Raw genomic sequence first — 25352 nt, 5'->3', positions numbered from 1 at the left:
AAATATGTTGCAATATGCATTCGTATGCAAAGGAATTTTCTTGCATTAGCAGCGGTTAATTTACACACTGAATAACTGAAAATTGTAAATTTTCTATTAACACTGGAATTATCTTGGCTATGCGTCAAACCCAAAAAATCATTATTTTTATTAGCTTAATAACTTTATTAGTTGGCTGTGATCGTTTTTATACATTAGAAAAACACCGTCCAAAAGTGTTTAGTTTAAGTGACTTTGAGCAATCGCAAGGTTACCAGCTGAGGTATGACTTATACCTGCCCAATTCTTATTTAGGTTGGACACACAATAAAAAAACATTAATGACATTTGATAGTCAAACCAACACCTATTGGCTTAAGAATATTGATATCACTAAACCGCAAGTTGATGATGTAGGTAGCCGCTTTAAAATTGCTAGTAACGACTGGCAAAACCAGTTTGGTTTTGGCGAATATGATGTATCTCAAGACGAATCGAGTTTCGGAATTCCTACCGACGGTGCTATTCTACATTTACACTACTCACATAACAGCCGTGATATGTTTATCGAGTACCCAAACCCAAAACACGGCAAGTATTTATCGATAGGGATAAAAGTAACTGAAAGTTCTTTAAGGCCATCGGCAATTATGTATGCACAGCTAACCGACAACCCCATTCCTTAACGTGCCTACTGCCAAGCAATGGCAAAAATAATTTACATAGGTAAACATTTAACCTTTAAATTAGATTAAAATCTGGTTAATCTTAAGCACCTGCGATCATCTTGTTAGAAAAACAATAAAAAGGAAGCTATTTATGAGCAAGCCTATCGCACTTTATGCGCTTGATGCCAACCTTGATATAGAAGAATGCTGCCAAAACGCTAACTACTGGGGAGCGAATACGCTTATTCTCTCGCCAGATTTATACAATGAACCTGAATTACCAAGTTTATTAGAAAAGTACAATTTATCGCTTTGGTTAAATATCTCAGTATTAAATAATCCTGACTATTTAATTGGTGAGCCAAGCCGTCAGGCCATTACCAATTTAAAACGCCCTGCTAAAACAGATTGGTGTCACTTTGTTTGTCCGAGCGATCGCGTCTATCTAAATCACCTGGAAAGCGAAATTGAACAGTATTTGGAAGAAATGTCTCCAACCATTGTTAGTTTAGATTTTTTAAGACAATTTGTTAGTTGGCAAGGCAAAGCTTTTGAACAAATAGAAGCACAAGATTTAGAGTACGGCTGTTTTTGCTCTAATTGTCTACAAAATTTCAGCATTTCCGACCATTACACGAATCAAGCGCAAGCACAAATTGAAGCGGGCGAACTATCGTCTGATTACGCCAACTGGCGCAGTCAAAAAATCCTTGATATTGCGCAGCACCTAACCCAATTAATCCGCAAACTTTCGCCAAAGAGTAAGCTAGTATTGAATACCTTACCTTGGCCTGACGGTGTACTTAATCATGCCAGCACCCAGTTAGCTGGACAAAATAAAACTGAACTAGCACTCTTGTTTGATGCTATGTGTCCCGTCGCTTTTACCCACTTAATGCCTCAGGATATGCAAGAAAAAGCACGAGTCATGCAAACCATTAGTGATGAAACTCACTTACCTATATTTTATGGTTTGCAAGTTTCTCATTGGCGAGCGAAAAACCAAATAAGCAATAATCAATTTGAAGCCGAATTAAAACAAAACCTTGCTCTGAGTAAACACGGTTTGGTTATTTATAACTATGACGAGCTCAACTGCTCTCCAGAAAAGGCAACCATTTTAAAGCGACATTTAAATCCAGAAATTCATTATTAACCTGAGCTGCAAAAAGTAATTTTTATTCAAAGCTCAGGTTTTGTGAGTTAAAAGTTTAAATAATAGTCGCGGCATAAATTTCTGTAGTCAGTCGTATAGTGGTTTTGTTGGTTGTAAATAACCAATTGGTTTACTTCAGGAATAGTCATTTTCGTACGATTTTGCGCTGTTTTCTCAAAGCGAACGCATACCCGCTTCGCGCTTGTATCTGATTCTTTAGGGTAAATATGCAGTTCAGCAACACTAAATAAATTTACTTGGCTAAATATTTGTTTAACTTCAACTAAATCGCTAAAAGGAAAAACCAGTTCTGCAAACCCACCATAGCTTAAACGTAGGCTGATTTGCTCAGCCAATATGTGCCAATTCAAATGGGTTTGCAGCCGAGCCACCGCTCTACTCTGTTCAATTGTTTGCCCAGCAGTAAAATATGGCGGATTACAAATAATACGCTGAAATCGTGTTATATCTGGGTAAGATTGAATATCGCAGTTAAATAATTGAATACACTGTGACCAAGGGCTTTGAGAAAAATTGTATTGTGCATCGACACATGCGCCAGCATCCAATTCTACCGCGGTGAATTGACCGTTCACCTCAGCTAATTTCTGTGCCAGCATTAAAGTTAATAAACCTGTTCCACAGCCAATATCTAAGACATTCAGTTTTGTGTTCTCTTTATTGACACTTGCAATTGCCCAGCTTCCCAAGATTAAACTATCTGTACCCACTTTCATCGCACTATGGAGCTGGGTCACGGAAAATTGCTTACATTTAAAACTATTGCTTGCCAAATCCGCCTCCGCCTGGCGTTTCAATCGTTAGAATATCGCCCGCAGAGACCGCAACATTAGCATTATAGGCAAGTTCAATTGGGTTAGTTTGAGTAGATTTAACCAGATAATTACGTCCACACAAGCCATTACCACCACCAGACAATCCCTTAGGTGCATTGACTCTAGCATTTGCTAGTATGTTGATTTGCATGGGTTGTAAAAACTCAATCGAACGGACGAGCCCATTACCACCCGGGTATTGCCCCCGACCACCAGAGTTTTCTCTAATGGAGAATTTTTTCAGTTTAACTGGGTACCTTTGCTCTAATATTTCGGGGTCGGTTAACCGCGAATTAGTCATATGGCTGTGAACAGCATGTTGGCCAGCGTAACAGCAACCGGTTGGCGTAATACCTGCGCCAGTTCCACCCGCTAAAGTTTCATAATACTGATATTCAGCATTACCAAATGAAAGATTATTCATCGTTGTTTGCGAACAAGCTTGTTTACCTAAAGCCAAAAATAACGTTGATACCACTGCTTGAGAGACCTCAACATTGCCAGCTACCACAGCAGCAGGATATTCTGGGTTCAACATAGATTGTTTAGGCACCTTAACCGACAGTGGTCGCATGCAACCTGCGTTAAGTGGAATTGAATTTTCAACCAAACACCTGAATACATAAATAACTGCCGCATCGGTAATCGAACGCGGCGCATTAAAATTAGTTGGCTGCTGCGCGCTGGTACCAGCAAAATCAATCAGCGCAGTTTCCCCTTCAATAGTGATGTTCACACATATGCGGGCACCACAATCCATAGTGAGTTCAGCCGCGCCCGAATTAAGATTCTTAAGAGCATTTTTAACCGCTAGCTCACCATTGTCTAAAATTGCGTTAAGAATTCGTCGGCAATTATCTACGCCATACTGTTTTAACAATTGATTAAGCGCCTGTTGCCCCACCTTGTTTGCAGCAAGCTGCGCAGATAAATCCGCAATGTTTTGTTGAACATTTCGCGCGGGATATTTACTGCAACTAAATGCCTGCGTTATTAATTCAACTTGCAAGTTATCTTGCTCTGCGACTTTAAGCCCTTCAAATAACAAACCTTCTTGCTCAATTACACAACTATCGGCTGGCATAGACCCAGGAGTGATGCCACCTACATCAGCATGATGCGCACGGGATGCTACATATAAAACAGGTGTTTGCGACTGATAAAAAATCGGCGTCACAAGGGTTAGATCGGGTAAATGCGTACCGCCAAGAAATGGTGAATTAATTAAATAGCTATCACCCGCCTGCATCGTCGTTTTGTGCTGTTGGATTACACTCAACACACTATGAGACATTGAGCCAAGGTGGACCGGAACATGAGGTGCGTTAGCAATTAGCTCTCCGTACTCGTTAAAAATAGCACAGGAAAAATCGAGTCGTTCTCGAATATTAACAGAGTGAGCTGTTCGCGCTAACACTTCGCCCATTTGTTCAGCAAACGACATAAACAAATTGTTGTAGATTTCTAGCTTAACAGGGCTGATATCGAGTTGCTGCGGGCAAACTGGCGTTGGTAATTTGTTGTCATGACGTGTTTTTTCACATAACAAAGTTTTGTCTGCTAGCTGGGTGACTTGCCAACCAGCTTCAACAACATTGCATCCAGTCTTTTCTACCACCAACGCCGGGCCAACAATGACCTGATTCTCCGTTAATTGTTCTCTTTGATAAACACTAAAATGATTCGAGTGTGTTAGTTCAACTTGCGCGAGCAGTGGTTCGACACGAATGTCAGTAGCAGTCAGGTCGACTTGTGAATTTAAATGCACCTCAACTACATATGCATCTATCAAAATGTCCGATTGTTGAATATAACCAAATTGTTTAACATGCTGCGCTTCAAAGTCTTGAATAATGGAGTCTAAATCATCTGAATAATCAACCTCAAAGCGCACTTCTGCACCTTGATATTTAACTAATAACTTTGCCTTGGTTTCGATAGCTGCAGTTGTTTTTACGCCTGTTTGCTGAGTCAATTGTTCAACAAACTGCTGTTGTTTCGTTTGTATTTGTTGTTTTAACTGTTGAAGTTGGTTAAAACTCAGCACTTGCTGGAAGCTAAACTCAGCACCCATACCTTGATCGGACAAACCAATACCAAAAGCAGACAATACACCAGCATAGGGATGAATAATCACTTTAGACATGCCAAGCGCCTCAGCCATCAAACAAGCGTGCTGACCACCTGCTCCACCAAAACAACTTAAAGTATAATCGGCTAGGTCATAGCCACGTTTGGTCGATATATGACGGACAGCATGCGCCATATTGTCTACCGCAACTTCAATGAAACCATTTGCGATTTGTTCAATGGTTAGTTCAACGTCATCTAGTTTTAATGCTTTTTGTACCTGCTCAAGTTTGTTGATGGACGCTTGTTTATCTAGCGGTAAATCACCATTGTGGCCAAATACAGCTGGAAATAGCTGTTCATTTAATTTTCCTAGGACCAAATTACAATCTGTTACCGTCAAAGGGCCACCTTTTCGATAACAAGCTGGGCCAGGATTCGAGCCAGCAGATTCAGGGCCAACTTGAAAACGTCCGTCTGCATAAATACAAACAGAGCCTCCACCCGCTGCGACAGTATGAATATTTAACATAGGCGTTGCTAAACGCACACCTGCCACTTCAGTACAATAACTAAATTCGTATTGGTCTGCGTAATGCGATACGTCAGTAGACGTGCCCCCCATATCAAAGCCAATAATTTTGTTATGTTGGCTATGCTTAGCTGTTTTAACCGCACCTACAATACCACCAGCTGGACCAGACAAAATTGCATCTTTGCCTTTGAAACTGTCCGCTTGGGTTAATGCGCCGTTTGATTGCATAAAATATAAGTCTACCCCATGCAATGCATCTGCAATTTGGCGAACATAATTTTGCATAACAGGTGTTAAATAAGCATCAGCAACACAAGTGTCACCACGCGGGATCAATTTAATCGTTTGACTTGCTTTATGTGACAATGAAACTTGGCTGAATCCAACCTCTTTTGCGACTAACTCTAGTGCTTGTTCATGCTGAGGGTTTATCCAACTATGCAAAAGTACAACAGCAATTGCATTATATCCACGCTGTTTAATTTGTTGTAATTGTGTACGTGCATCTTGAATGTCTAGTGGTTGTTCAACCTGTCCATTTGCACAAATTCGCTCGGAAATTTCAAACGCTTCAGTGAACAAAGTATCTGGTAAGTTAATTTGTTGGGCAAAAATATCCGGTCTATTTTGATAGGCAATTTTTAAACAGTCTTTAAAACCTTGAGTTGTCACCAGTGCTGTTTTTTCGCCTTTACGTTCGAGTAACGCATTGGTAGCAACCGTTGTACCAACTTTAACACTATCAATCAACTCAACAGGAATGGCTTGTTCGTAGCTTAATTGCAATAGCTCACGAATACCTTGAATTGCAGAATTCTGGTAGCGTTCTGGATTTTCAGACAATAGTTTATGGGTAGTGAGTGTACCGTCGGGTTTAACCGCAACAATATCGGTAAAAGTGCCACCTCTATCAACCCAAAACTGCCAACCCGCCATGCTTATTCCTCTTTATTTAATGCCACAAAACGGCGGAGGATTCTAACATAATTCGCTAAATAGCCATCAGCTAATTATCGCTTGAACAGCTTAATTCAATTGATGTCTTTATATTTGCCTAGTTTCCAAGATTTCTATCACCTGCCGTTGAATGTATTGAGCCAATGGTTGAGCTTGCGGCATATGGAAGTGATGAGCGCCATCAAAATATTTAACTTGGCACTTAGTAAAATAGTCTAAATGTTTTTCTATCGTGTTTTTTATCACCTGATAGCCATTGCCAGCTAAACAAATGGTCACTGGACTTTGTATTGCTGCCAAAATTTCTTGAGCTTGGCCAGGTGTTAAACGTATCGGCGATAAAGTCTGTAACCTTGCATCACTTCTCCAACTAAACGAATTTGCTTCAATATAAAGGTTGCGTTTAATTAATGCCTCAGCATACTCAGCTGCTAGGTGATTTTTTTCAACACGCATTTGTACCAATGCTGGCAATAAATTTTTGGGTCGCTTGGTTGCCGATTTAACGCGCTTGTCAGCCATTTTTATCCGACTTTCAAAAGCGAGGTGTACATTTGTGGCCAACTCGTGTTCGGGCTGAGTAAATGCACCAGGCGACTCTAATAATATTAAAGCTTTAACGAGCTGGGGTTCACTAGCTGCTAGCACCGCTGAAATTGCCCCTCCAAGCGAATGCCCAATCAAATAGAGCTCAGATATTTGTACCTGCTGGCAAAATAGTTTGAGGTCGTAAACCCAATCAATTAAATGGTAATGAGCATCGAGACTACGATGATCACTATGCCCATGCCCCATCAGTTCAACTATGATTAATTGATAGTCATCGAGATATTTTGCCAATGGTACAAAGCTTTCAGAATTATCTAACCAACCGTGTATACATAATAAAGTCGGCACGTTTTGCTGGTATTCATCCCAGCTAAAGTTAGTTAGATAACACATAGACTTGCCATGATTAAGCGTGCAAGACCTTTGAAATAAGCTTCTTTGCATTAGCGATTAGTCTCGTGTCGACGACTTTTTAGTTCTTGTACGTTTACGTTTATCAACTGGGATATAATATGGGTGCAAATAGTGATAACGCTGCCAATACCAACGACTAGAATATGGCCAAAATGGATCGCGCCATAAGTCTGCTCGATTATCAGTTTCTTTAGCTTCAGGCCATATGTAAACCTGAGCTTGTTTTAACACTGGATAGCTTATTTCGTAATCACCCACTTTGCCTTGCTCAGGCTTAGATATAGTCCCCAACGCACTAACCAAACGGCCCGATTTATAAATACCGGGCTCTAAAAACTGCTCAACATAGACGCGAAAACGTCCTTTAGATTTATCCGTCACTTTGGGCTTACTACTGCTATAGGCATCATAGTGCACCAGTTCCAACATGGTTTGCTTAGGTAAATTTTTAACCGCTACAATAACGCCGCCCCAACGCGCTTGCTCTCCAACCACAGCTTGAGCTTGTTTATTAGCTTGGTCGTAATTAACAAGGCGTACATTGTCGGCAACACGTAAATTTTCTGGTACCGTACTACAAGCGGCTAGTCCTACAAGTAAGCTTATACTCGTGACAACTTTCGCTAAGCTTTTGTTAAGTAATAACATAAATCTAATCAACCATAACAACTCGATTAGTTTAAGTATAACAGCTTAGTCAATATATTCATGCGTTATCTGTTGGTTCATCACGTCTTCAAATGCTTCTACGGGCAAAGGCTTATAGAAATAAAAACCTTGAAAACAACATACATTCAAGCTCTGCAAAAAGTTTAGTTGCGCCTTAGTTTCAACCCCTTCTGCTATAGTAGAGAGGCCAAGGGCTTTAGCGATATAGGCAATTGCTTCAACGATTGCTTTATCATTTTCGTTATTTGGTAATTCTTTGATAAACGACTTATCAATTTTTAACGTATTCAATGGAAGCGATTTTAGGTAGGCCAAAGATGAATAACCTGTTCCAAAATCGTCAATCGATACTTTGATGCCATTGCGATGAAACGCATTTAAAATTGGTAAGGCGGCATCTAAATTTTCCAGCAACAGGGTTTCCGTTACTTCTAGTTCAAGCAATTCGTTTGGTAACCTGTGCTGATGAAGCAAATTGAGTATGTCATCTTGCAAGTTTTGATTAATTAACTGTCGTGCGGATAAATTCACTGCGACTGGAATTTTGATGCCTTTTTCAAACCAAAGCTGCAATTGTTTGCAAACTTTTGTTAGTACGATTTTGCCAAGCTCAATAATTAAACCCGTTTCTTCTGCTATCGGGATAAAATCCGCTGGTGAAATCAAACCTCTTGTAGGGTGAAACCAACGCGCAAGTGCCTCAGCACCAACAATTTGCCCCTTGCTATCCACCTTCGCTTGATAAAACACATCAAAACTATTTGACTCTAACGCCTTGTGTAAATCTTCTTCTAATTGAGCTTTGTCTTTAAGGCTAGTTTGTAACTTGGGTTGAAAAATGGCAATTTGTTGATTGCGTAATAACCAAGCGTCGTTTAATGCAATATCAGCATCGCGCAAAATATCTGCCGCATTAATATAACTGGCTGTTTGAGCCACTATTGCAGTTGAAAAAGTTAGATGAATTTCTTTGTGTTCAATCATTAATGGCGTTTTAAGCGCTGGAATAATTTTCTGTTCAATAATGTCAACGCACGACTCGACGCTGCTGGCATTTTGTACTGTTAAAGCAAACTTTTCGTCATCAACCCTAGCCAGGCTTTCTTGCGGCGGTACAATTGCGGATAAAGTGCTTGCAACTTCAAAAATGAGCCGATCACAAAAATGGTGTCCGTAACTATCTCGAATTAATTTATACCGATTTAGTGAAATTAAAATAACGGTAAAATTGGTAATTTGTTGCGCTTGTACTGCCTGTAATAATAATTCCATTCGGTCAATAAACGCAGAGCGATTCAATACATCTGCTATTGGATCAATTATCTTCCGATTAGTAAAATCTGTCATTGAACCAGCCATTCGATAGGCTTTACCATTTTTATGCCGGATCGCTGCGCCGCGCACCATCATCCATCTATAGGTTCCATCCGCATGCTGAATACGGCATTCTTGACAAAAATGCTCTGATATTCCCTCTAAGTGATGGCGTAAACTACGATTAAACTCAAAAGTATCATTTGGATGAATGCGCTCGACAAACGCATTAAATTGATTCGGAAAATCCTGTTCATCATAACCAAGCATTTTTTTCCACCTAGATGAAAAAAATGCCTCGTCCGAACTAATTAACCAATCCCACAAACCATCATTGGCGCCCATTGCTGCTAAACTAAACCGTTCGTTTGCTTGGCGTCTGTCTGAATCTAACCTTTTAATCAATAATAAGTTTTGAATTCGTGCTAATAAAATCTGTACATCTATGGGTTTAGTGATGTAATCATTTGCGCCTAAACGCAAACACGAAACAATTCTACGGTTATTTCTATGCGCGCTGACCATCACAACAGGCAAACTGATTGCTGATTCAGTACTGCGAATTAATTCAAGTATGGTTACACCCGAACCGTCAGGTAAACTAATATCTAGTATCACTAAATCATATTGATTGTTTGAAAGAAGTGCTTGCGCCTTTTTAACGGTATCACACGTGTCTAAATCAATTGTAGAATCAGCCTTGAGAGTTGCTTTGATTAACTCCCGTGCAATTAATTCATCTTCAACCAACAGTATTCTAGCCATAATCCATAATCCTTCAGCCTAGTGAATACTATAAGTAATAGCGCGTTTAGTAAGGGGTAACAAGTTAAATACACATGTATATTTTTCAAACAGATACTAAGAGCTAACCATAGCAATTCAAGTTTACATACAGATCAAGGTGTTACATTATTCAAAGATGCTTTTGTGACATATACATAACGCTTTGATTTAACAACTCAAAGCGTTATGAATAAATGTTCTATAGGTTAGGTTTATTTACCTGGCATTTTTTGCCAAGTAACCTCATCTCTAACATATACAGGTGAGATATCAGCTGCTTTTTCTAATTGAGCTTTTGTGGCATTTTGCGCAGAAATTAGCGCTATATCTAAAGCGGTTGGAAAAGGTTGTTGATTATAAATTTGTGTAGGCAACTGCTCAGTAAGTTCTTGCTCATAGGTTTGCCACCCCGTACCAACACTAGTCCAAGCTTGTTGTTTGTCTAACTCCAATAAAGCACCGGCTGGTGGACAAACACGCTCTTTTAAAATGCTTTCAACTTTACCTAAGCCCGTTACTTTATATGCAGCAAGGTAAATTTCGTTCATACGCGCATCAATAGCTGGAATCACATATGCAGGTTTAGAGTGCGCTAATTGAGTTCGGTATACACAATGTGCCATTGCAGCCAATGTTGAAACGCCATATGCGGGTTTGTCTGCACCAAGTGCTAAACCTTGCACTATACCTGTTGCAATGCGCACACCTGTAAAACTGCCAGGACCTTTACCATAAGCAATAAGGTCAACATCACTTAGTTGAATGCCAGCTTGGGTTAATACCGACTCTGTCATCGACAATATTCGTTTGTTATGCTCTCGCGGACACACAGCAAATTCAACAAACTCTTTTGACTGCTCACCGTCATTCAACAATAAAGCTGCAGAGCAAGCTTCAGTTGAGGTATCTAAGGCTAAAATGTACTTCATATCTATCACTCTTTAAATCTGTATATCAATTTCACTTAACGCTGCTTTAAAAACTCACAGGCTTTGTCTAGTGAACGACTACGCTGCATATCAGGCAAACTTTGAATAAAAGTTTCACCATATGGGCGTGATACTAACCTTGGGTCGCAAATTATTAATACGCCGTGATCAGTTACGTCCCGAATTAAACGCCCTGCCCCTTGTTTTAGGGTGATAACAGCTTGTGGAATTTGAATTTTACTGAATGGATCTTCACCTTTTCGTCGGCAATTTTCTATACGAGCTTGCATCAATGGGTCGTCAGGTGCTGCAAATGGTAGTTTATCAATCACTACACACTTTAATGCATCACCGCGAACGTCGACGCCTTCCCAAAACGCGCCTGTGGCCAACAACACAGGTTTATTAGCTGCTAAATATTGTTTTAATAATTCGCGCTTCGGTACTTCACCTTGAATAAACAGTGGATTATCGATTTTGCTTTTAAGTCTATCTGCAACCAAATTCATCATTCGATAACTGGTAAACAGCAAAAAACAACTGCCTTGTGCCGCATCTATTATTTTTAATGACAGGTCGACTAGCGCATTTAATGCAGCTCTGTCATTCGGTTCAGGGAAATACCTTGGAATACATAACAGCGACTGCTTTTTATAGTTAAATGGGCTATCTAATTGAATAGAAGTATACTCCTCCAACCCCAGTAAATCGGTAAAGTGATCAAAACGGTCGTCTACCGATAAGGTTGCCGAAGTCATTAACCAGGCTTGTTTTTTCTCTTGACGTAAATTAGAAAATTTATCAGCAATTGAGAGTGGCGTTAAATTTAAACTTGCATGCCGCGGGGTTGTTTCATACCACAAACTAACATCAGGTTGTTGCCAAGTGGTCAGTTTGGCTATTTTCTGTTTAGCTTCAAAAATACGTTCAAAACAATTGTCAGCTGATTTTGAGCGGCCAATCTGCTCTTTTAATACCTCGTAGGCAAAATCAATTGATTTAACTAAAGCGTCTAATTCACGCTGACATTGTTCAGTTTGGCCTTTGTCTCGCCAATTACCTTTTTCGGGTAATTCAGGAAAAGATAAACGGAATTGTCGAGCGTTGGTCATTAGGTTTTTGGCCGCCTTGCCTAATTGCTGTGCATCTTTTAACTCAGTACGATAAGCAAGCTCCATGTCTTTGCCTAGCTCAACTAAGATACGGGTAGAAATTCTATCGCCAAAATATTCACAGGCAATATCAGGAATTTGATGCGCCTCATCAAATACCACTACGTCTGAATCTGGCACAATTTCACCAAAACCAGTATCTTTAACCGCCATATCAGCAAAGTATAAATGATGGTTAATGACCACTAAATCGGCTTCGGCGGCCTTTTTACGCGCACGCACTAAATAACAATCATTGTAGCTTTCACATTCTTTACCTAAACAGTTGTCTATAGTGCTGGTAACGAGCGGAATGGCTTTGGAATCTTCAGTAATTGTTGTTACTTCACCAATATCGCCCGATTCAGTCGATAGCAACCACTTGTCGATATTTTTTAAATCTTTAAGCAGTTTTTTATCTTCAAGCATTGGGTGCGCTTTATGTTGACTATGTCTAAGTAAACACAAATAGTTAGCTCGTCCCTTGAGTAACGCGGTTTTACTGCGGCTTTTTAATGCACGCTTAACTAAAGGCAAATCACGATGAAACAACTGCTCTTGTAAGTTTTTAGTACCGGTAGAAATAATAACTTTTTTGTCACTTAACAAAGCAGGAATTAAATATGCGAAAGTTTTGCCCGTACCAGTCCCCGCCTCGGCAATTAATAAGCTTTTGTCTTGAATCGCTTTTTCAAAAGCTAACGCAAGTTTTACTTGAGGTACACGCGGCTGAAAGCCATCAATTGCTTTTGCTAACGCACCATCTTTTGAAAAAACCTTATCAACCTGACTCAAAACTTAACTCTGATAATTTGTGAAGATATAAATTGGGGTGGGATTATGCGTGTTTTTTAGGGGTATTTAAAGTTTTCTAACGGTAAACTTAGTCGGTTGCTGCGGTTTATACTTCTATGTCCACATGCTTTTGTCCCTTATCGTCCACATAAACGCCCGACTCAGATTGCTGTTGCTCGTCAGGAGCATGATACCGAGTATCGGCAGCATGGTGAGCGAGTCTATTATTTAAATACCTGTCCTGCGGAGCATCTTCGTGTTGTTTGACTGAAGCTTTAACTCTTTTTACATTCAGCTTTGGAGGTTGCAGCTTGTTTTGAACAATACGCGGCATAAACGGGATAATCATATCTGTGTTCATTTCATGCCCTCCTACTTATTTAACCCAATCACCTATATATCGGCAATCATTGGGTATTTTTTAATTATATACCCAAGCTAGTTGAAGATACAGGCCCCAAAAGTTTGCAGATAGATGATACGATTGCTCAATAGCAGTTAGTAACGAGCAATAAATAGTCAGTTTCAGAAAGTTGTGAGATTTTATGCGGATAAGCTTTTAGTTTTAACCAAGCTGGGATATCTTTGAGTGATGATTTATCACGTAACAAAACTTCAATTTGCTCACCCTTTTGAGCTTTTTTTAGGCTAAGCTTTAAAGTAAGCAAAGGCATTGGGCAACACATGTTACGGCAGTCAATAGGTTCAGACATAGTAAAATTATTCGGGCTTGTTGATCTTTGTTTATAAATTGAGCTGAATGAAAACTGCCTAAGACAAGGCAAAAATAATAAAATTTACTTTGCCTTTAAGTTTAACAAATATTTGCAAGATTAGAGAGCTCTACAATGAATAACTCTGGCTTACCGGAAAATCCGACTCTTAAAGACATTAATAAGTTTAAACGCCAACTGAACTGGGGTGATTTACCGCCTTTTTACCATATGATAGCGTCATCGGTGAGTGAACTAGAAAGTATTCAAACCATGGGATTTGATAATGCACTAAACAAAATATGCAAACCGAATAACTGGAATTTGCAATTGTTAGGTGGTTATTTTGACGACCATAACCAAGTTCACGTAGAGCGCAAACCACGATTGGCCATTTATCAATTGTTTACTGACAGAGGGTTTGAGCTGCATTGCTTCCCTTACGCCAAAAACAAAGAAATCGATCAATATGTTCGTGGTCACAAATTAATGGAGTTTATCACTTGGGATCCAGGCACAATGAAAGTGCTGTGTCGGGTCAACTCGTTACATAAATTTATCGATTATTACTTTCAACGCGGCGATATTGCTGACCGAGCATTAATTTTTTATGCAATGCAATGTGTTGATAAATTGATAGGTTACATGAAATCACATGTAGATGTAGTAAAAGTTGATGGCGTAACAATTGAACAGTACTTTAAGGCACAAGAAAAATCGATCGCATCAGATGACTATGATGATTTGTTATTAGGTGATCTTAAAGGAAACGATTTGTCAGATTTTGGCTCTAAGTAACACAAGTACCAATTAAGTAAGGATAGTTGTTTGTTCAATAAACTGAAATGCATTACAGTTGCGGCTGCGCTCGGTATTGTTACAACTTCATCGCCTGTAGGTTATGCATCAATAGCGAATAACCATAAATTACCTACGTTAGGCACAGTTGCAGCTGGCAGTTTAACCATTGAAAAAGAAAAAGTATTGGGCCAAGTGATTCGGCGGCAACTACGAGCAACCTCACCGGTGATTTCCGATCCTTTATTAGACCAATACCTAAATGATTTGGGCAATAAATTGGTCTCGAAAGCGCCCGATGTTCGTTATCCATTTGATTTTTATCTAATTAAAAATCCACAAATTAATGCCTTTGCAACTTTTGGTGGTGTTGTTGCTATACATACCCGAACCTTGTTAGAAGCAAAAACCGAAAGTGAACTGGCGTCTGTAATTGGCCATGAAATTGCTCACGTGACTCAGCGGCATATCGCCAGAACCATAGAACAAAACGAACGCAATGCGCCGCTTACCATTGCCTCATTATTAGGTGCAATATTAATCGCGATGGCGGACCCAAGCGCAGGTGCAGCCGCCATTACTACCGCCCAAGCTGGTAGCCAACAAATGGCATTGAATTATAACCGACAAAATGAAAAAGAAGCCGACCGTATTGGTCTACGCATTTTAATCGACGCCGGATTCGACCCAAGAGGGGCACGCGATTTTTTTGTTCGCTTAGCCGAGCAAAGCCGCTACTCAAGTAAATTGCCCGCTATGCTTTATTCGCATCCATTGCCTGATAGTCGAGTCAGTGATATACGCGCACGCATAGATGGCTTGCCACCTGTACGCGCCGACGAAAGTTTATATTTTAATTTAGCCCAAATAAGAACATCAGTTTTTTACACCCAAGTACCAAGCTATCATATTGAATACTTTCAATCGCAACTAAACAGCATGGGCCAAGCTAACAACCCACTACTCAAATACGGCTTAGCTTTAGCGCTCATGAAAGAAGAAAAATACGCACAAGCAGAGCCTTTAATAAATGAGTTATTACAGCTTGATGCAAACAATTTGTTTTATTTGGACTTAAAAACCGACATTGCACTGGGCTTAAAACAATATGCGTCTATACTTGAATTGTTGAGCGGCAAGCTGGCATTGATGCCTAAAAACCAAGTTTTGCTGCTTAATTATGCAAACGCTCTGTTGACAGCTAATCAAGCTCAGAAAGCAGTTGAAATATTGAAAGATTTTATTATTCTGCACCCCGAGCACTATCTGGCGTGGCAACTGATGGCTCAAGCGTATAAACAGCTTGGTAATCGTTCAATGTATCATCAAGCTCAGGCAGAACTATATGCTTTAGTCTTAGCTTATCCTAAAGCAATAGACGAATTGCACACAGCGTTTAACTATATTGAACGGCAGTCTGAAACTGAAAAACGGCGAATTTCTGCCAGAATAAAACAATTGCGTGAAGAACAAGAGAATATCAAAAGGCTTTAAATATGGCTGAATATATTATTTATCACAACCCACGTTGCAGTAAGAGCCGTGAAACACTAGCACTTCTCCAAGAAAATGGCATTGAGCCAGAAGTGGTTGAGTATTTAAACACCCCACCAACTGTTGCTCGATTGGCAGAATTGGTAGACATGCTCGGATTAGAAACCGCGCATCAATTAATCCGAGATAAAGAATCAATTTACAAGGAATTAGATTTAGACGAATTAATGTTAGATGAAGAGCTACTGCCGCTTATGAATGAATACCCAAAACTAATTGAACGACCAATTGTTGTAAAAGGCAATAAAGCAGTTTTGGGCCGACCACCAGAAAACGTATTAGATTTAATTAATGACTAATATACTGGTTTTATACTATAGCCGAAACGGTAGTACCAAAAACCTTGCGCATCAAATTGCGCAAGGTGTTGAAAAAACAGGTGCCCAAGCGATCATTCGAACCGTTCCTTCTGTGAGTGCAGACACCCAAGCAATTTCTCCAGAAATTCCTTCTGACGGCGACATCTATGCAACCGAACAAGACTTAGTCAATTGTGACGGTTTAATAATTGGTTCCCCTACCCGCTTTGGCAATATGGCTGCGCCGCTCAAATATTTTTTAGACAGCACCAGTAAACTTTGGCTAAAAGGTAGTTTGTCAGGCAAACCTGCGGCGGTATTTTCGTCTACTTCAAGTTTGCATGGCGGCCAAGAAAGTACCTTGTTAACTATGATGCTACCGCTCATCCATCATGGTATGTTAATTGTAGGACTGCCATACAGCGAAGCGGATTTGCACACAACCACAACCGGTGGCACACCATACGGCGCAACCCACCTAGCTGCAGAACAAAACACACAACTATCATCAGCAGAAATTAACCTTGCACAAGCTTTAGGTTATCGAGTTGCTGATATTGCTACCAGACTCAGGTAAACTATACGCCCTTTGAGTTAACGCGTTGTACTGATATGACCCAAGAACAAAAAATTATCCGTGCTAAGCACATAGCACTATTTGGATATTTAGGATTAATTGTATTAGTGCCTGTATGGCATTTATGGTTGGCGCCACCTATGGAAGGATTATCAGCCACCTTCCTAGTTATATTATGGTTAACCCCTTTGTTAATACCTTTTAAAGGCTTAATCACTGGCAAACCATACACCTATGCTTGGGCTAATTTTATTGCCATGTTCTATTTTTTACATAGTTTAACATTGGTTTGGGCGTCTGAATCCGAACGATTCTTGGCAATAATTGAATTTTTATTAGTTACCACATGGTTTTGTGCAGGTAGTTATTATGCTCGTTGGCAAGGACAATATTTAGGTATTGGACTGAAAAAACTCAAACAAGTGCAAGCTGAAGAAAAAGCCATGTTTGAACCTAACAACGCCTCAAGCGGCACCGACAAACAGCAATAACTAAAGGCTATGCAAATTTGATAAACATAGTTGCAACGAATACTGATTTCTACATTTGTGAAAAACCAGCTGGATTAGATTTTCATGACGATGAAGGCCACGCTGGTTTTTTTAGCCTACTGAAAACGCAAACCAACGAAAATTTATATCCCGCCCATAGACTAGACAAACAAACCTCTGGTTTAATTTTGGTCACGAGAAACCTAGCTGCCGAACACGCTTTTAACCAAATGTTTTTAACCCATACTATAGAAAAATATTATTGGGCCATTGCAGGGAATAAACCCAAACAGAAGCAAGGGCGCATTATTGGTGATATGGAAAAAAGTCGTAATCGCGCTTGGAAACTGAATAAAAGTAAAAACAACCCAGCTAAAACATTTTTTTACTCATATGGCTTAGGTGATGGTCATCGCCTCTATTTACTTCGCCCCTACTCTGGCAAAACTCATCAGCTACGTGTGGCGCTAAAATCCATTGGGGTTGCGATTCTTGGCGACGATATCTATAAAGGCCCAGCGGCAACGCAATTACACTTGCACGCAAGTTGTTTGAAATTCAATTATCAGGGCCAAAATTTCAACTACTACCTTCCACCAAAACAGACTAATTTTCAAAACATTTCAGCACAATTTATCGAAGATAATCAATTAAACCAACCTTGGTTACTAAATTGGCCTAAACTCTAGTACAGAGTCGCCTAAAAATTATAGACCCCAAAAGCCATGCAAAAAATTGAAACCATCAACACATTAAAAGAAATGGAGATCCTTGCGCGCATCCCCTTGTTTAAACACTTAACCCCACAAGAACGAGCCTGTTTAATCACCGATGAGTTGCAATTTTATATCGCCGAAAAAGAAGACTATGTCATAAAGCAAAACGACCATGATCACTGCTTTTATATTCTGCTAAGTGGCACGCTACAAGTGACCAAAAATGCCAACCACGCTGTGATTGCCAATATCGAACCTGGCGGACTGGTTGGTGAAGTTGGTTTTATCACTAACCAACCAAGAACGGCCTATGTTCAAGCTATCGAAAAGTCTATGTTAATCCGTGTTGACCAGCAAATTATGGCTAGACTGCCACTTAAGATGCGCGAACAAATTAAAGACAAACTGATAGACAGCCTAGTTGATCGAATTAATTACCTAAACGATGAAGTAATCATGCTCAGCGAACGTGTTGAAAGCGTAGAAACTAAAACAAACGCACAATCAGATGAATGCATCCAACTCGCAGACGACTGGCAAGAAGAAAATTAATATAAAATCGAATCATTAAATCACCTCAATTTGCCACATATCGACTCGCACCTATTGTATACAATCAACATTTAAATTAACATACTGCAACATAGTCACAAGTCATTTACAAAACATTAGGTAATTTTTATGTATACCACTCGCACTCAACATACGAAATTAGCCAGCTTGATTATACTAGCTTTATCATTATCCGCCTGTGGCGGCTCGTCTGAATCGGATGATGGCAATGATTCGCCCACAACTCCGGTTGAACAAACAGATACAACACCAAACACTTTTAACTTTTCGGCTCAAAACAATGTCGCTTTATCGACACAAATTACTTCAGCGTCAATTACTATTACAGGCATTAATACAAAAACACCAATTAGCATTAGCGGTGGTGAATACGCAATTGACAATGGTGCTTTTACATCAGCTCAAGGCGAAATTGAAAACAATCAAAGCATAAAAGTAAGATTAACCAGCGCCGAACACTACAACAAAACAACATCAGCCACAGTAACGATTGGCGGGGTTACAAGTAAATTTGACGTGACCACAGAGCAATTTGGTGGCGTTCAAGTAGATATAAACTTAGATACAAAACACAGTTTGAATGGTTTTGATTCATTTGATAGACAAAAATACATCACAATACATGCGACACAAACCGAACCTGATTGGGGTGAAAACGACGGACATAGCGCGAATGCTGCCAATAAAGATCCGGACTTAATGCTCAACTTTGTCAATAACTACGACGTTTATTATGGTCGTGAAACAGGTGGCAATAAGTGGCACCTACGCAATGTACAAGAAGACACAAGCAAGCCTGGTTTCGTTGATGAAGCATCCATGGCCAAACGAGGCAGTGATACCAAATGGGGCTATTCAAATTTTAGCAAAAAGATTAACCAAGATGCTCGCGCTGCAGAAGACCGAGGGCTTGATCTGATAATTGGCGCACAACAACACCCGTATTGGCCAGAAGGCACGCTAGTTAATGCAATAGGCTCTAACGACTGGGCATTTTCAACTACCGACACATCAGCGGAGCCTTTGGGTACCGCAACAGGTCATTATTTAGCACATTACTTAGCTAAGTTTTTTAAACAAGAAAACGATACACAAGGTCAGCCAAAACCAAAATATTTTGAAATAATGAACGAACCACTTTATGACCTAACAACAGTTAGAAGTGGCTCAGACCGAGTTGACCCTGCAACCATATTTGAATTTCATAACACAGTCGCTGCTGAAATTAAAAAATTGCCAGAAAATAGTGACATATTGGTAGGCGGTTATACGGTTGCATTTCCTGATTTTGACAAAGATAACTTCCAAAGATGGTTCGACCGCGACAAGCAATTTATAGATATTGCTGGTGCAAACATGGATTTCTATTCAATTCATTTATACGACTTTCCATGTTTTAGAAACAGCGAGCGCTACCGTAAAGGTGCCAACGCCGAAGCAACGATGGATATGATGGAGCACTACAGTCGCATAGCAACTGGAACCATGAAACCTTATGTAATTTCAGAATACGGTGCAGCTATTCACTGTTTAAATAAAGCAGGCTGGAGCCCTGAGCGTAATACATATCAACTTCGTGCGGTAAACTCGTTGTTGATGCAGTTTTTAGAGCGACCTGACGTCATCGCGAAAACCATTCCATTTATTGTCGTAAAAGCTGAATGGGGACGAACTGACTACCCTTATGGTCCACGCTTAATGATTCAAGAATTTGAAAAAACTGGCGACCCAACTCAAACAGACTGGGTATACTCTGATTTAGTAAAATTCTACCAATTGTGGTCAAACGTAAATGGCACTCGAGTAGACAGCAAATCGTCAGATTTAGATATTCAAGTAGACGCATACGTAGAAGGTAAAAAAGCATACGTCATCCTAAATAACTTAGAGTTCGACGATGCAAACATCAAATTAAACACACTTGGCTTAAACGGCAACCAAGTAGCAAGTGTAAAAATTAAACACTTAGAAACCTTAGCCGGTGCTGAAATGCAATCAAACCTAACAACCCTTGATAGCCAAACTTTGCCAGAATCTGTGACACTAGGTAAAGAAGCCACCATGATTATTGAAATAGCCTACACACAAGACGTACAGATTTCAGAAGAAGTTGAAGAGAAAAAATACTACGCCACAGAGTATTTAAAAACCATTGAAGCGGATACTCAAATTGAATATACGATCAATGATGTCGCAATTGATACAAATGGTGAAGCGGTATTGCGCATTGCCGTTGGCCGTGACCATGGCTTATCGCTAACGCCTAGCGTTAAGGTAAACGGCACCCAAGTAGAAATACCAAATGACTTTAGAGGATACAACCAACAACAAGGTTCAACCATGACAGGTCGTGACAACTTTTTTGGTGTATTAGAAATACCCGTTGATTACGCATTGCTGCAAGCGTCAAACAAAATTAGCTTAACTTTTGCGGACGATGGTGGCCGAGTAGCTAGCGCCAGTTTGCAAGTATTTAACAGCAGTAAACAACTAACTCGCAGCTTTTAAACAGCCAATGTTTGCCGAGGGGCAGTTCCCCCTCGGTAATGTATTAAAATACTAACTTGAATATGTGTGATTACCAAGGGATTATGTCGGTCTAATTGCCGAGCGACTCTGTCGTAAATAGCATATCAGCCAGTTGCTAAACTGGCTACCTTTTGTGCCGTTTCAGCCAGAGCATTAGATTTTTCGACTCGCAATGCGGTGGTATTCATATTGTTTCTTAGCCACATGTTGCGCACACCGCCCGCGCTAATATCAACACCTAGGGCTTCACTGAGCTTTATCGCGACTTTCTGCTGACCCAGGTGAGGGTGTTCAATTGAGAATTGTACAACGGCGTCTTCTATCGCCTTATCCACGCAGTTTTTGTGCCGTAGATTAGGTGTTTCTTGGCGTTTTAATGCTTCAGGGCCACCTTGCTTAACCAGTCTTAAGTGCCGATGAATAGTGTCTCGTGATACGCCACTTTGCCGTGATGCAGCGCTGACGCTTCCGAGTTTTTCGATTAACGCTAATACTTCAAGTTTCTTCTGTACTGCCAAGTCTTCAGATGCCAGTTTGCTTGGTTCATTAACTTCCGAGATCTTGAGTTTGCGACCAGCGAAGTGAGCGGTAAAACCTTTTTTACTCGTGTTCCTTATCTCGATTTTCTGATTGGCAATGGAGTGCTTGAGCGGTGAATCTATTAGGTAGAACTTGTTGCCATAACTGAAGGTATGGTCGTTACGTATTTTACGATGGTCTTTAATGACGCAGATATCATCAAGGTTGATGTGTTTCGACAGAGGCGTAAATTCAGGTGCTTGCTTTGATTTCACTTGAACTTTCGACTGCCAGAACTGCGGAATGAATACATGCTTAAGGTAGGCATTGGCAGCAGCAATATCGTTAATATTGTTCAACCGAAGCTCGGGAACAAGACGGTCTTGGAAGGTATCGAATGCTCGCTCAATACGGCCTTTGCCTTGTGGTGAATTGGCAAAGATGATTTCAATGCCCAGCTCCTCACAAGCCCTCTGCATCTGTGAGAAGTTGCAGCGTTTAGGGCCGCCGAAGATACCGGCTCTGTCCACATAAAGCGTTTTAAACACACCTTTCGTTTCGATACATTCTCTCATGACTTTCAGGCATCCAACGGTGGTCTCTGACGGGAAGAACTCAGCATAAACTTCACTGGTCGCATCATCAATCATGGCAATTAAACAGTGCTTTTTATCCCCAAACCAACGATGTGGACTGCCATCCATTTGCATCATTAGACCCGGTGCTTCCATGCGCTCTCTGCGCTTTCGAACATTGCTACGTCTTCGTTTGGCTCGTTTAACGTGATGAATATCATGTGCCCAACCGCGAAGGGTTTCACGCTTAATAACAATGTTCTCATTCGTAGCTAATTGTTCAGCCAAGTGCAACAGATTCAAATCGTAATATTTTTCCTGAATCAATTTTTGAACCGCTTTTTTTATTGATACCGGCGTTTTGTTGGGTGGGGCTTTACCACTGTTACCATGAACAGCGAATTTAATACCGACTTGCTGATATTGCTTTACGTAGCGTTCAATAGTGCGTCGAGACTTACTGAGTAACTTAGCAGCATTGGCAATTGTTATCCTGCCTTCAACCACTTTAGCTATGATATCAACGGTGAGTTGAGCTTTAGAATCCATCACAATCATCCTCAACATGCCTTCTAGTATTCCAAAAACAAAACACTAACAGACACGTAAAAAAGTGACCGACAAATTTCCTTGGTAATTAGCGATTACGACAGAATCGCTTGGTAATTAAGATACGACAAAGTCGCTTGGTGTTAACATACTAACTTGAATATGTCTTAACTTTATCTGTCAGATTCGATTAACAGAACTCAATCAAACCCGACTGTTGACAACGTGCCAGATATAGTCTTTGAACCTTAATAATCTATACTTTGAATTAAGTTGTAATTAAGCTCTTTAGAAAGTAACACAGGCTCATTTTAGTCAATAAGCCTGCTCTTAAATTCTGTTTTTACCTGCGTGGAAAGAGTTTATAGACTTAAGCTTTAATTTAAACTTAAAGGTACTCCTCTTTTATCAAGCATTCCGCTATATCGAGTTAAAACAAGAGCACCTAAAACAACAATTGCCCCTACCCAAGGTGTATTCATTAAGCCATGTTCGGCAACAATATTACCACCGCCCCAAGCTCCAATTGCAATTCCGACATTAAAGGCCGCTATATTTAATCCGGATGCTACATCAACCGCATTAGGGGTGTATTTTTCTGCAAGTTTTACAACATATACTTGTAGGCCCGGTACGTTTCCAAAAGCAAATGCACCCCAAATCAAAATAGTAAGCGCGGCTGCAATAGGGTTGTACGCGGTAAAGTTCAACATTAATAGTATCCCAGCAAGGCCAGAAAAAATGATAGTTAACGCTTTAATTGGGCCAAAATTATCAGCCATTTTCCCGCCCCAGATGTTCCCGATTGCAACTGATACACCGTAAACTAAAAGTAACAGAGCAACAGAGCTAGAATCAAAGCCACTCACTTCATTAAGAATTGGGGCTAGGTATGTAAAGGCTACAAAAGTTCCACCGTAACCAATCGCAGTAATTGCATAAACTAATAGTAATCGTGGGTGCGTTAATACTTTTAGTTGTGACGAAATTTTAGTTGGCTTCACTTGTTTTAAATTATTAGGTACTAAAATGGCGCTGCCGATCATAGCTAGTAGCCCCAAAATAGATACAGTTAAAAAAGTTGCCTCCCAGCCAAAAACTTGACCAATATAAGTACCTAGAGGAACTCCAGTAACTAACGCAACTGTCAACCCAGTAAACATGATAGCTATAGCACTTGCTCCTTTTTCTTTAGGCACTAAACCTGTCGCAATGGTTGACCCAATAGAAAAGAAAACGCCATGCGCTAATCCAGTTAAAATTCTAGCTATTACTAATGCCTCAAAGCTTGGTGCCTGCCACGCAACTAAGTTTCCAATAACAAACAATCCCATAACTGATAATAAAACATGTTTTCTATTCCATTTACTGGTTAACGCTGTTAAAACTGGGGCACCAACGGCTACTCCTAAAGCATAAAGGCTCACCAATAAACCTGCTGAGGGTATTGAAACATTAAGGTCTTGTGCCATTGTTGGAAGTAAACCAACAATAACAAATTCTGTCGTTCCTATGGCAAAGGCGCTAAGCGCCAACGCTATTAATGCAAGTGGCATGATTGTCTCCAAATTAAATTATTTAGTAGATATAAAGCAACGAATGAACGAATCGCTTTGTTATTTGTTGAAGCAATTATTAACTGATAGGATTTTGTAATAAATGCCACTTATGGCAAATAATTTTTGTAAAAAATAGGGTTAATATGGCGATCAAAACAAGGTCTGATGATTTAGAGGTATTATTGGCGGTCATTGAGTTTGGAGGTTTTTCTGCCGCAGCAGATGCTCTTAACATTCAGGTGGCTCGTGTATCCCGTTCAGTTACTAAGATTGAAAAAGCGCTTAATACCGCTATTCTGATTAGGACAACTAGGCGAGTGATGTTAACAGATGAGGGAAAAAGGTTTATTGATGCTGTAAATATAGGTTTGCAACACATACAAAAAGCAGAGGAGGACATTATTGCTAAAGGTAAAATGCCTCAAGGTAAATTGCGTGTTGATGCAGCTAGTCCATTTATATTTCACCAATTGACACCTCACATAAACGCATTTAATAAAGCTTTCCCCGAAATACAAATTGAATTGAACTCTAACGAGGGGATCGTTGATTTAATTGAGAAGCGCACTGATGTTGCAATAAGAATAGGAAAGCTGGAAGATTCTACATTACATGCGAGAGCTTTAGGCAGAAGCCCTCTCTTTATTGTTGCCTCTCCAGAGTATATTGCGCAGAATGGTTTAGCTCAAACGCCCAGCGAACTTAAAAATCACAAGTTAATTGGTTTCTCAAATATAAAATCACTCAACAAATGGCCTATTAAAGGTTTAGATAGTGTGACTCCGACAATGACGGCCAGCAATGGAGAAACAATTAGGCAACTCGCATTGTCAGGCAACGGTATTACTTGTTTATCTGGTTTTATGGTTAGCAAAGATATTAAATCAGGCAGGCTAATTTCATTGCTTGAACCTTATAGACTAACTGGCACTGATCGTGAATTAGTAAATGCTGTTTACTATAAGTCCTCGTCAGTTACAGAGAGAGTGACTACATTTATTGATTTTATAAAACCGAGGTTGACGCTGTAATAGATAGTGTTTATTTAGCTTTCAGGCAGTTCTAACTGGAAGCTTAAGCTGAAAACACTCT

General features: G+C 40.0%; 22 protein-coding genes. 11 read left to right on the top strand and 11 right to left on the bottom strand.

The window, feature by feature from the left end; all coding sequences use genetic code 11:
• Positions 1 to 119: 119 nt before the first annotated feature.
• Entirely contained in the window at positions 120 to 665 is a 546-nt protein-coding gene (locus DS2_RS11595; RefSeq protein ID WP_035014963.1) for a hypothetical protein, read from the top strand.
• 133 nt (positions 666 to 798) lie between these two features.
• Positions 799 to 1803, top strand: a complete 1005-nt coding sequence (locus DS2_RS11590) for a hypothetical protein (protein ID WP_035014962.1) — start codon at positions 799 to 801, stop codon at positions 1801 to 1803.
• Positions 1804 to 1850: 47 nt separating this feature from the next.
• Here DS2_RS11590 and DS2_RS11585 read toward each other — a convergent pair whose 3' ends face one another.
• The 9 genes from DS2_RS11585 to DS2_RS11545 form a co-directional block, all read right to left on the bottom strand.
• Entirely contained in the window at positions 1851 to 2561 is a 711-nt protein-coding gene (locus DS2_RS11585; protein WP_152537596.1) for a tRNA1(Val) (adenine(37)-N6)-methyltransferase, read from the bottom strand.
• 22 nt (positions 2562 to 2583) lie between these two features.
• A complete protein-coding gene (locus tag DS2_RS11580) occupies positions 2584 to 6180 on the bottom strand; it encodes a hydantoinase B/oxoprolinase family protein (RefSeq protein ID WP_035014961.1) in 3597 nt (1198 codons plus the stop codon).
• A 108-nt stretch (positions 6181 to 6288) separates the two neighbouring features.
• Positions 6289 to 7143: an alpha/beta hydrolase gene (locus tag DS2_RS11575; protein ID WP_035014960.1), complete on the bottom strand. Its 855-nt coding sequence runs from the start codon at positions 7141 to 7143 to the stop codon at positions 6289 to 6291.
• A gap of 57 nt (positions 7144 to 7200) precedes the next feature.
• Positions 7201 to 7812 carry a Slp family lipoprotein gene (locus tag DS2_RS11570; protein WP_051479823.1) on the bottom strand — a complete coding sequence of 204 codons (612 nt, stop codon included), beginning with the start codon at positions 7810 to 7812 and terminating at the stop codon, positions 7201 to 7203.
• Between the two features lie 45 nt (positions 7813 to 7857).
• The gene (locus DS2_RS11565) at positions 7858 to 9912 is read right to left on the bottom strand and encodes an EAL domain-containing protein (protein WP_035014958.1); all 2055 of its coding nucleotides are present in this window, start codon (positions 9910 to 9912) and stop codon (positions 7858 to 7860) included.
• Between the two features lie 233 nt (positions 9913 to 10145).
• The gene (gene tsaB, locus DS2_RS11560; protein ID WP_035014957.1) at positions 10146 to 10862 is read right to left on the bottom strand and encodes a tRNA (adenosine(37)-N6)-threonylcarbamoyltransferase complex dimerization subunit type 1 TsaB; all 717 of its coding nucleotides are present in this window, start codon (positions 10860 to 10862) and stop codon (positions 10146 to 10148) included.
• Positions 10863 to 10897: 35 nt separating this feature from the next.
• On the bottom strand, positions 10898 to 12808 hold the full coding sequence (locus DS2_RS11555; protein WP_035014956.1) for an ATP-dependent DNA helicase: 1911 nt from the start codon (positions 12806 to 12808) through the stop codon (positions 10898 to 10900).
• 106 nt (positions 12809 to 12914) lie between these two features.
• Positions 12915 to 13169: a hypothetical protein gene (locus DS2_RS11550; protein ID WP_035014955.1), complete on the bottom strand. Its 255-nt coding sequence runs from the start codon at positions 13167 to 13169 to the stop codon at positions 12915 to 12917.
• Positions 13170 to 13296: 127 nt separating this feature from the next.
• The gene (locus tag DS2_RS11545) at positions 13297 to 13521 is read right to left on the bottom strand and encodes a sulfurtransferase TusA family protein (RefSeq protein WP_035014954.1); all 225 of its coding nucleotides are present in this window, start codon (positions 13519 to 13521) and stop codon (positions 13297 to 13299) included.
• Between the two features lie 135 nt (positions 13522 to 13656).
• On the opposite strand from DS2_RS11545, the gene DS2_RS11540 reads away from it, so the two are divergent.
• From DS2_RS11540 to DS2_RS11505, 8 genes are all read left to right on the top strand, one after another.
• Positions 13657 to 14319, top strand: coding sequence for a hypothetical protein (locus tag DS2_RS11540; protein ID WP_035014953.1), 663 nt, complete (start codon positions 13657 to 13659; stop codon positions 14317 to 14319).
• Positions 14320 to 14349: 30 nt separating this feature from the next.
• On the top strand, positions 14350 to 15813 hold the full coding sequence (locus tag DS2_RS11535) for a M48 family metalloprotease (RefSeq protein WP_035014952.1): 1464 nt from the start codon (positions 14350 to 14352) through the stop codon (positions 15811 to 15813).
• A 2-nt stretch (positions 15814 to 15815) separates the two neighbouring features.
• Positions 15816 to 16172, top strand: coding sequence for an arsenate reductase (glutaredoxin) (arsC, locus tag DS2_RS11530; RefSeq protein WP_035014951.1), 357 nt, complete (start codon positions 15816 to 15818; stop codon positions 16170 to 16172).
• Positions 16165 to 16749, top strand: coding sequence for an NAD(P)H:quinone oxidoreductase (gene wrbA / locus DS2_RS11525; RefSeq protein WP_035014950.1), 585 nt, complete (start codon positions 16165 to 16167; stop codon positions 16747 to 16749). The genes arsC and wrbA overlap by 8 nt, the downstream gene beginning before the upstream one ends.
• Before the next feature lie 35 nt (positions 16750 to 16784).
• Entirely contained in the window at positions 16785 to 17240 is a 456-nt protein-coding gene (locus DS2_RS11520) for a DUF2069 domain-containing protein (RefSeq protein WP_035014948.1), read from the top strand.
• A 17-nt stretch (positions 17241 to 17257) separates the two neighbouring features.
• Positions 17258 to 17929 carry a pseudouridine synthase gene (locus tag DS2_RS11515; RefSeq protein ID WP_051479821.1) on the top strand — a complete coding sequence of 224 codons (672 nt, stop codon included), beginning with the start codon at positions 17258 to 17260 and terminating at the stop codon, positions 17927 to 17929.
• A 36-nt stretch (positions 17930 to 17965) separates the two neighbouring features.
• Entirely contained in the window at positions 17966 to 18508 is a 543-nt protein-coding gene (locus DS2_RS11510; RefSeq protein ID WP_035014945.1) for a cyclic nucleotide-binding domain-containing protein, read from the top strand.
• Positions 18509 to 18637: 129 nt separating this feature from the next.
• Positions 18638 to 21037 carry an agarase gene (locus tag DS2_RS11505; protein ID WP_035014943.1) on the top strand — a complete coding sequence of 800 codons (2400 nt, stop codon included), beginning with the start codon at positions 18638 to 18640 and terminating at the stop codon, positions 21035 to 21037.
• A 125-nt stretch (positions 21038 to 21162) separates the two neighbouring features.
• Here the strand turns inward: DS2_RS11505 and DS2_RS11500 are convergent, their stop codons facing one another.
• On the bottom strand, positions 21163 to 22710 hold the full coding sequence (locus DS2_RS11500) for an ISNCY family transposase (protein WP_035014942.1): 1548 nt from the start codon (positions 22708 to 22710) through the stop codon (positions 21163 to 21165).
• A 368-nt stretch (positions 22711 to 23078) separates the two neighbouring features.
• Positions 23079 to 24257 (bottom strand): MFS transporter, encoded by a 1179-nt coding sequence (locus DS2_RS11495; protein ID WP_035014941.1) that lies wholly within the window; start codon positions 24255 to 24257, stop codon positions 23079 to 23081.
• A 152-nt stretch (positions 24258 to 24409) separates the two neighbouring features.
• Here DS2_RS11495 and DS2_RS11490 point away from each other — a divergent pair, with 152 nt between their 5' ends.
• Entirely contained in the window at positions 24410 to 25291 is an 882-nt protein-coding gene (locus DS2_RS11490) for a LysR family transcriptional regulator (RefSeq protein ID WP_035015013.1), read from the top strand.
• The last annotated feature ends 61 nt before the right edge of the window (positions 25292 to 25352 follow it).

This window comes from Catenovulum agarivorans DS-2 (genome assembly GCF_000568405.1).
Classification (GTDB): Bacteria; Pseudomonadota; Gammaproteobacteria; order Enterobacterales; family Alteromonadaceae; genus Catenovulum; species Catenovulum agarivorans_A.
Note: the sequence above shows the minus strand (reverse complement) of the source record. Positions and strands in the feature narration are given on the sequence as shown.

What these genes read in the sequence shown, in the direction of transcription:
- DS2_RS11510 (WP_035014945.1), top strand. Translation starts at nt 17,966, where the DNA reads ATGCAAAAAATTGAAACCATCAACACATTAAAAGAAATGGAGATCCTT.
- DS2_RS11505 (WP_035014943.1), top strand. Translation starts at nt 18,638, where the DNA reads ATGTATACCACTCGCACTCAACATACGAAATTAGCCAGCTTGATTATA.
- DS2_RS11550 (WP_035014955.1), bottom strand. Translation starts at nt 13,169, where the DNA reads ATGAACACAGATATGATTATCCCGTTTATGCCGCGTATTGTTCAAAAC.
- DS2_RS11495 (WP_035014941.1), bottom strand. Translation starts at nt 24,257, where the DNA reads ATGCCACTTGCATTAATAGCGTTGGCGCTTAGCGCCTTTGCCATAGGA.
- DS2_RS11545 (WP_035014954.1), bottom strand. Translation starts at nt 13,521, where the DNA reads ATGTCTGAACCTATTGACTGCCGTAACATGTGTTGCCCAATGCCTTTG.
- DS2_RS11590 (WP_035014962.1), top strand. Translation starts at nt 799, where the DNA reads ATGAGCAAGCCTATCGCACTTTATGCGCTTGATGCCAACCTTGATATA.
- DS2_RS11540 (WP_035014953.1), top strand. Translation starts at nt 13,657, where the DNA reads ATGAATAACTCTGGCTTACCGGAAAATCCGACTCTTAAAGACATTAAT.
- DS2_RS11595 (WP_035014963.1), top strand. Translation starts at nt 120, where the DNA reads ATGCGTCAAACCCAAAAAATCATTATTTTTATTAGCTTAATAACTTTA.
- DS2_RS11575 (WP_035014960.1), bottom strand. Translation starts at nt 7,143, where the DNA reads ATGTGTTATCTAACTAACTTTAGCTGGGATGAATACCAGCAAAACGTG.
- tsaB (WP_035014957.1), bottom strand. Translation starts at nt 10,862, where the DNA reads ATGAAGTACATTTTAGCCTTAGATACCTCAACTGAAGCTTGCTCTGCA.
- DS2_RS11500 (WP_035014942.1), bottom strand. Translation starts at nt 22,710, where the DNA reads ATGATTGTGATGGATTCTAAAGCTCAACTCACCGTTGATATCATAGCT.
- DS2_RS11570 (WP_051479823.1), bottom strand. Translation starts at nt 7,812, where the DNA reads ATGTTATTACTTAACAAAAGCTTAGCGAAAGTTGTCACGAGTATAAGC.
- DS2_RS11565 (WP_035014958.1), bottom strand. Translation starts at nt 9,912, where the DNA reads ATGGCTAGAATACTGTTGGTTGAAGATGAATTAATTGCACGGGAGTTA.
- DS2_RS11580 (WP_035014961.1), bottom strand. Translation starts at nt 6,180, where the DNA reads ATGGCGGGTTGGCAGTTTTGGGTTGATAGAGGTGGCACTTTTACCGAT.
- arsC (WP_035014951.1), top strand. Translation starts at nt 15,816, where the DNA reads ATGGCTGAATATATTATTTATCACAACCCACGTTGCAGTAAGAGCCGT.
- wrbA (WP_035014950.1), top strand. Translation starts at nt 16,165, where the DNA reads ATGACTAATATACTGGTTTTATACTATAGCCGAAACGGTAGTACCAAA.
- DS2_RS11520 (WP_035014948.1), top strand. Translation starts at nt 16,785, where the DNA reads ATGACCCAAGAACAAAAAATTATCCGTGCTAAGCACATAGCACTATTT.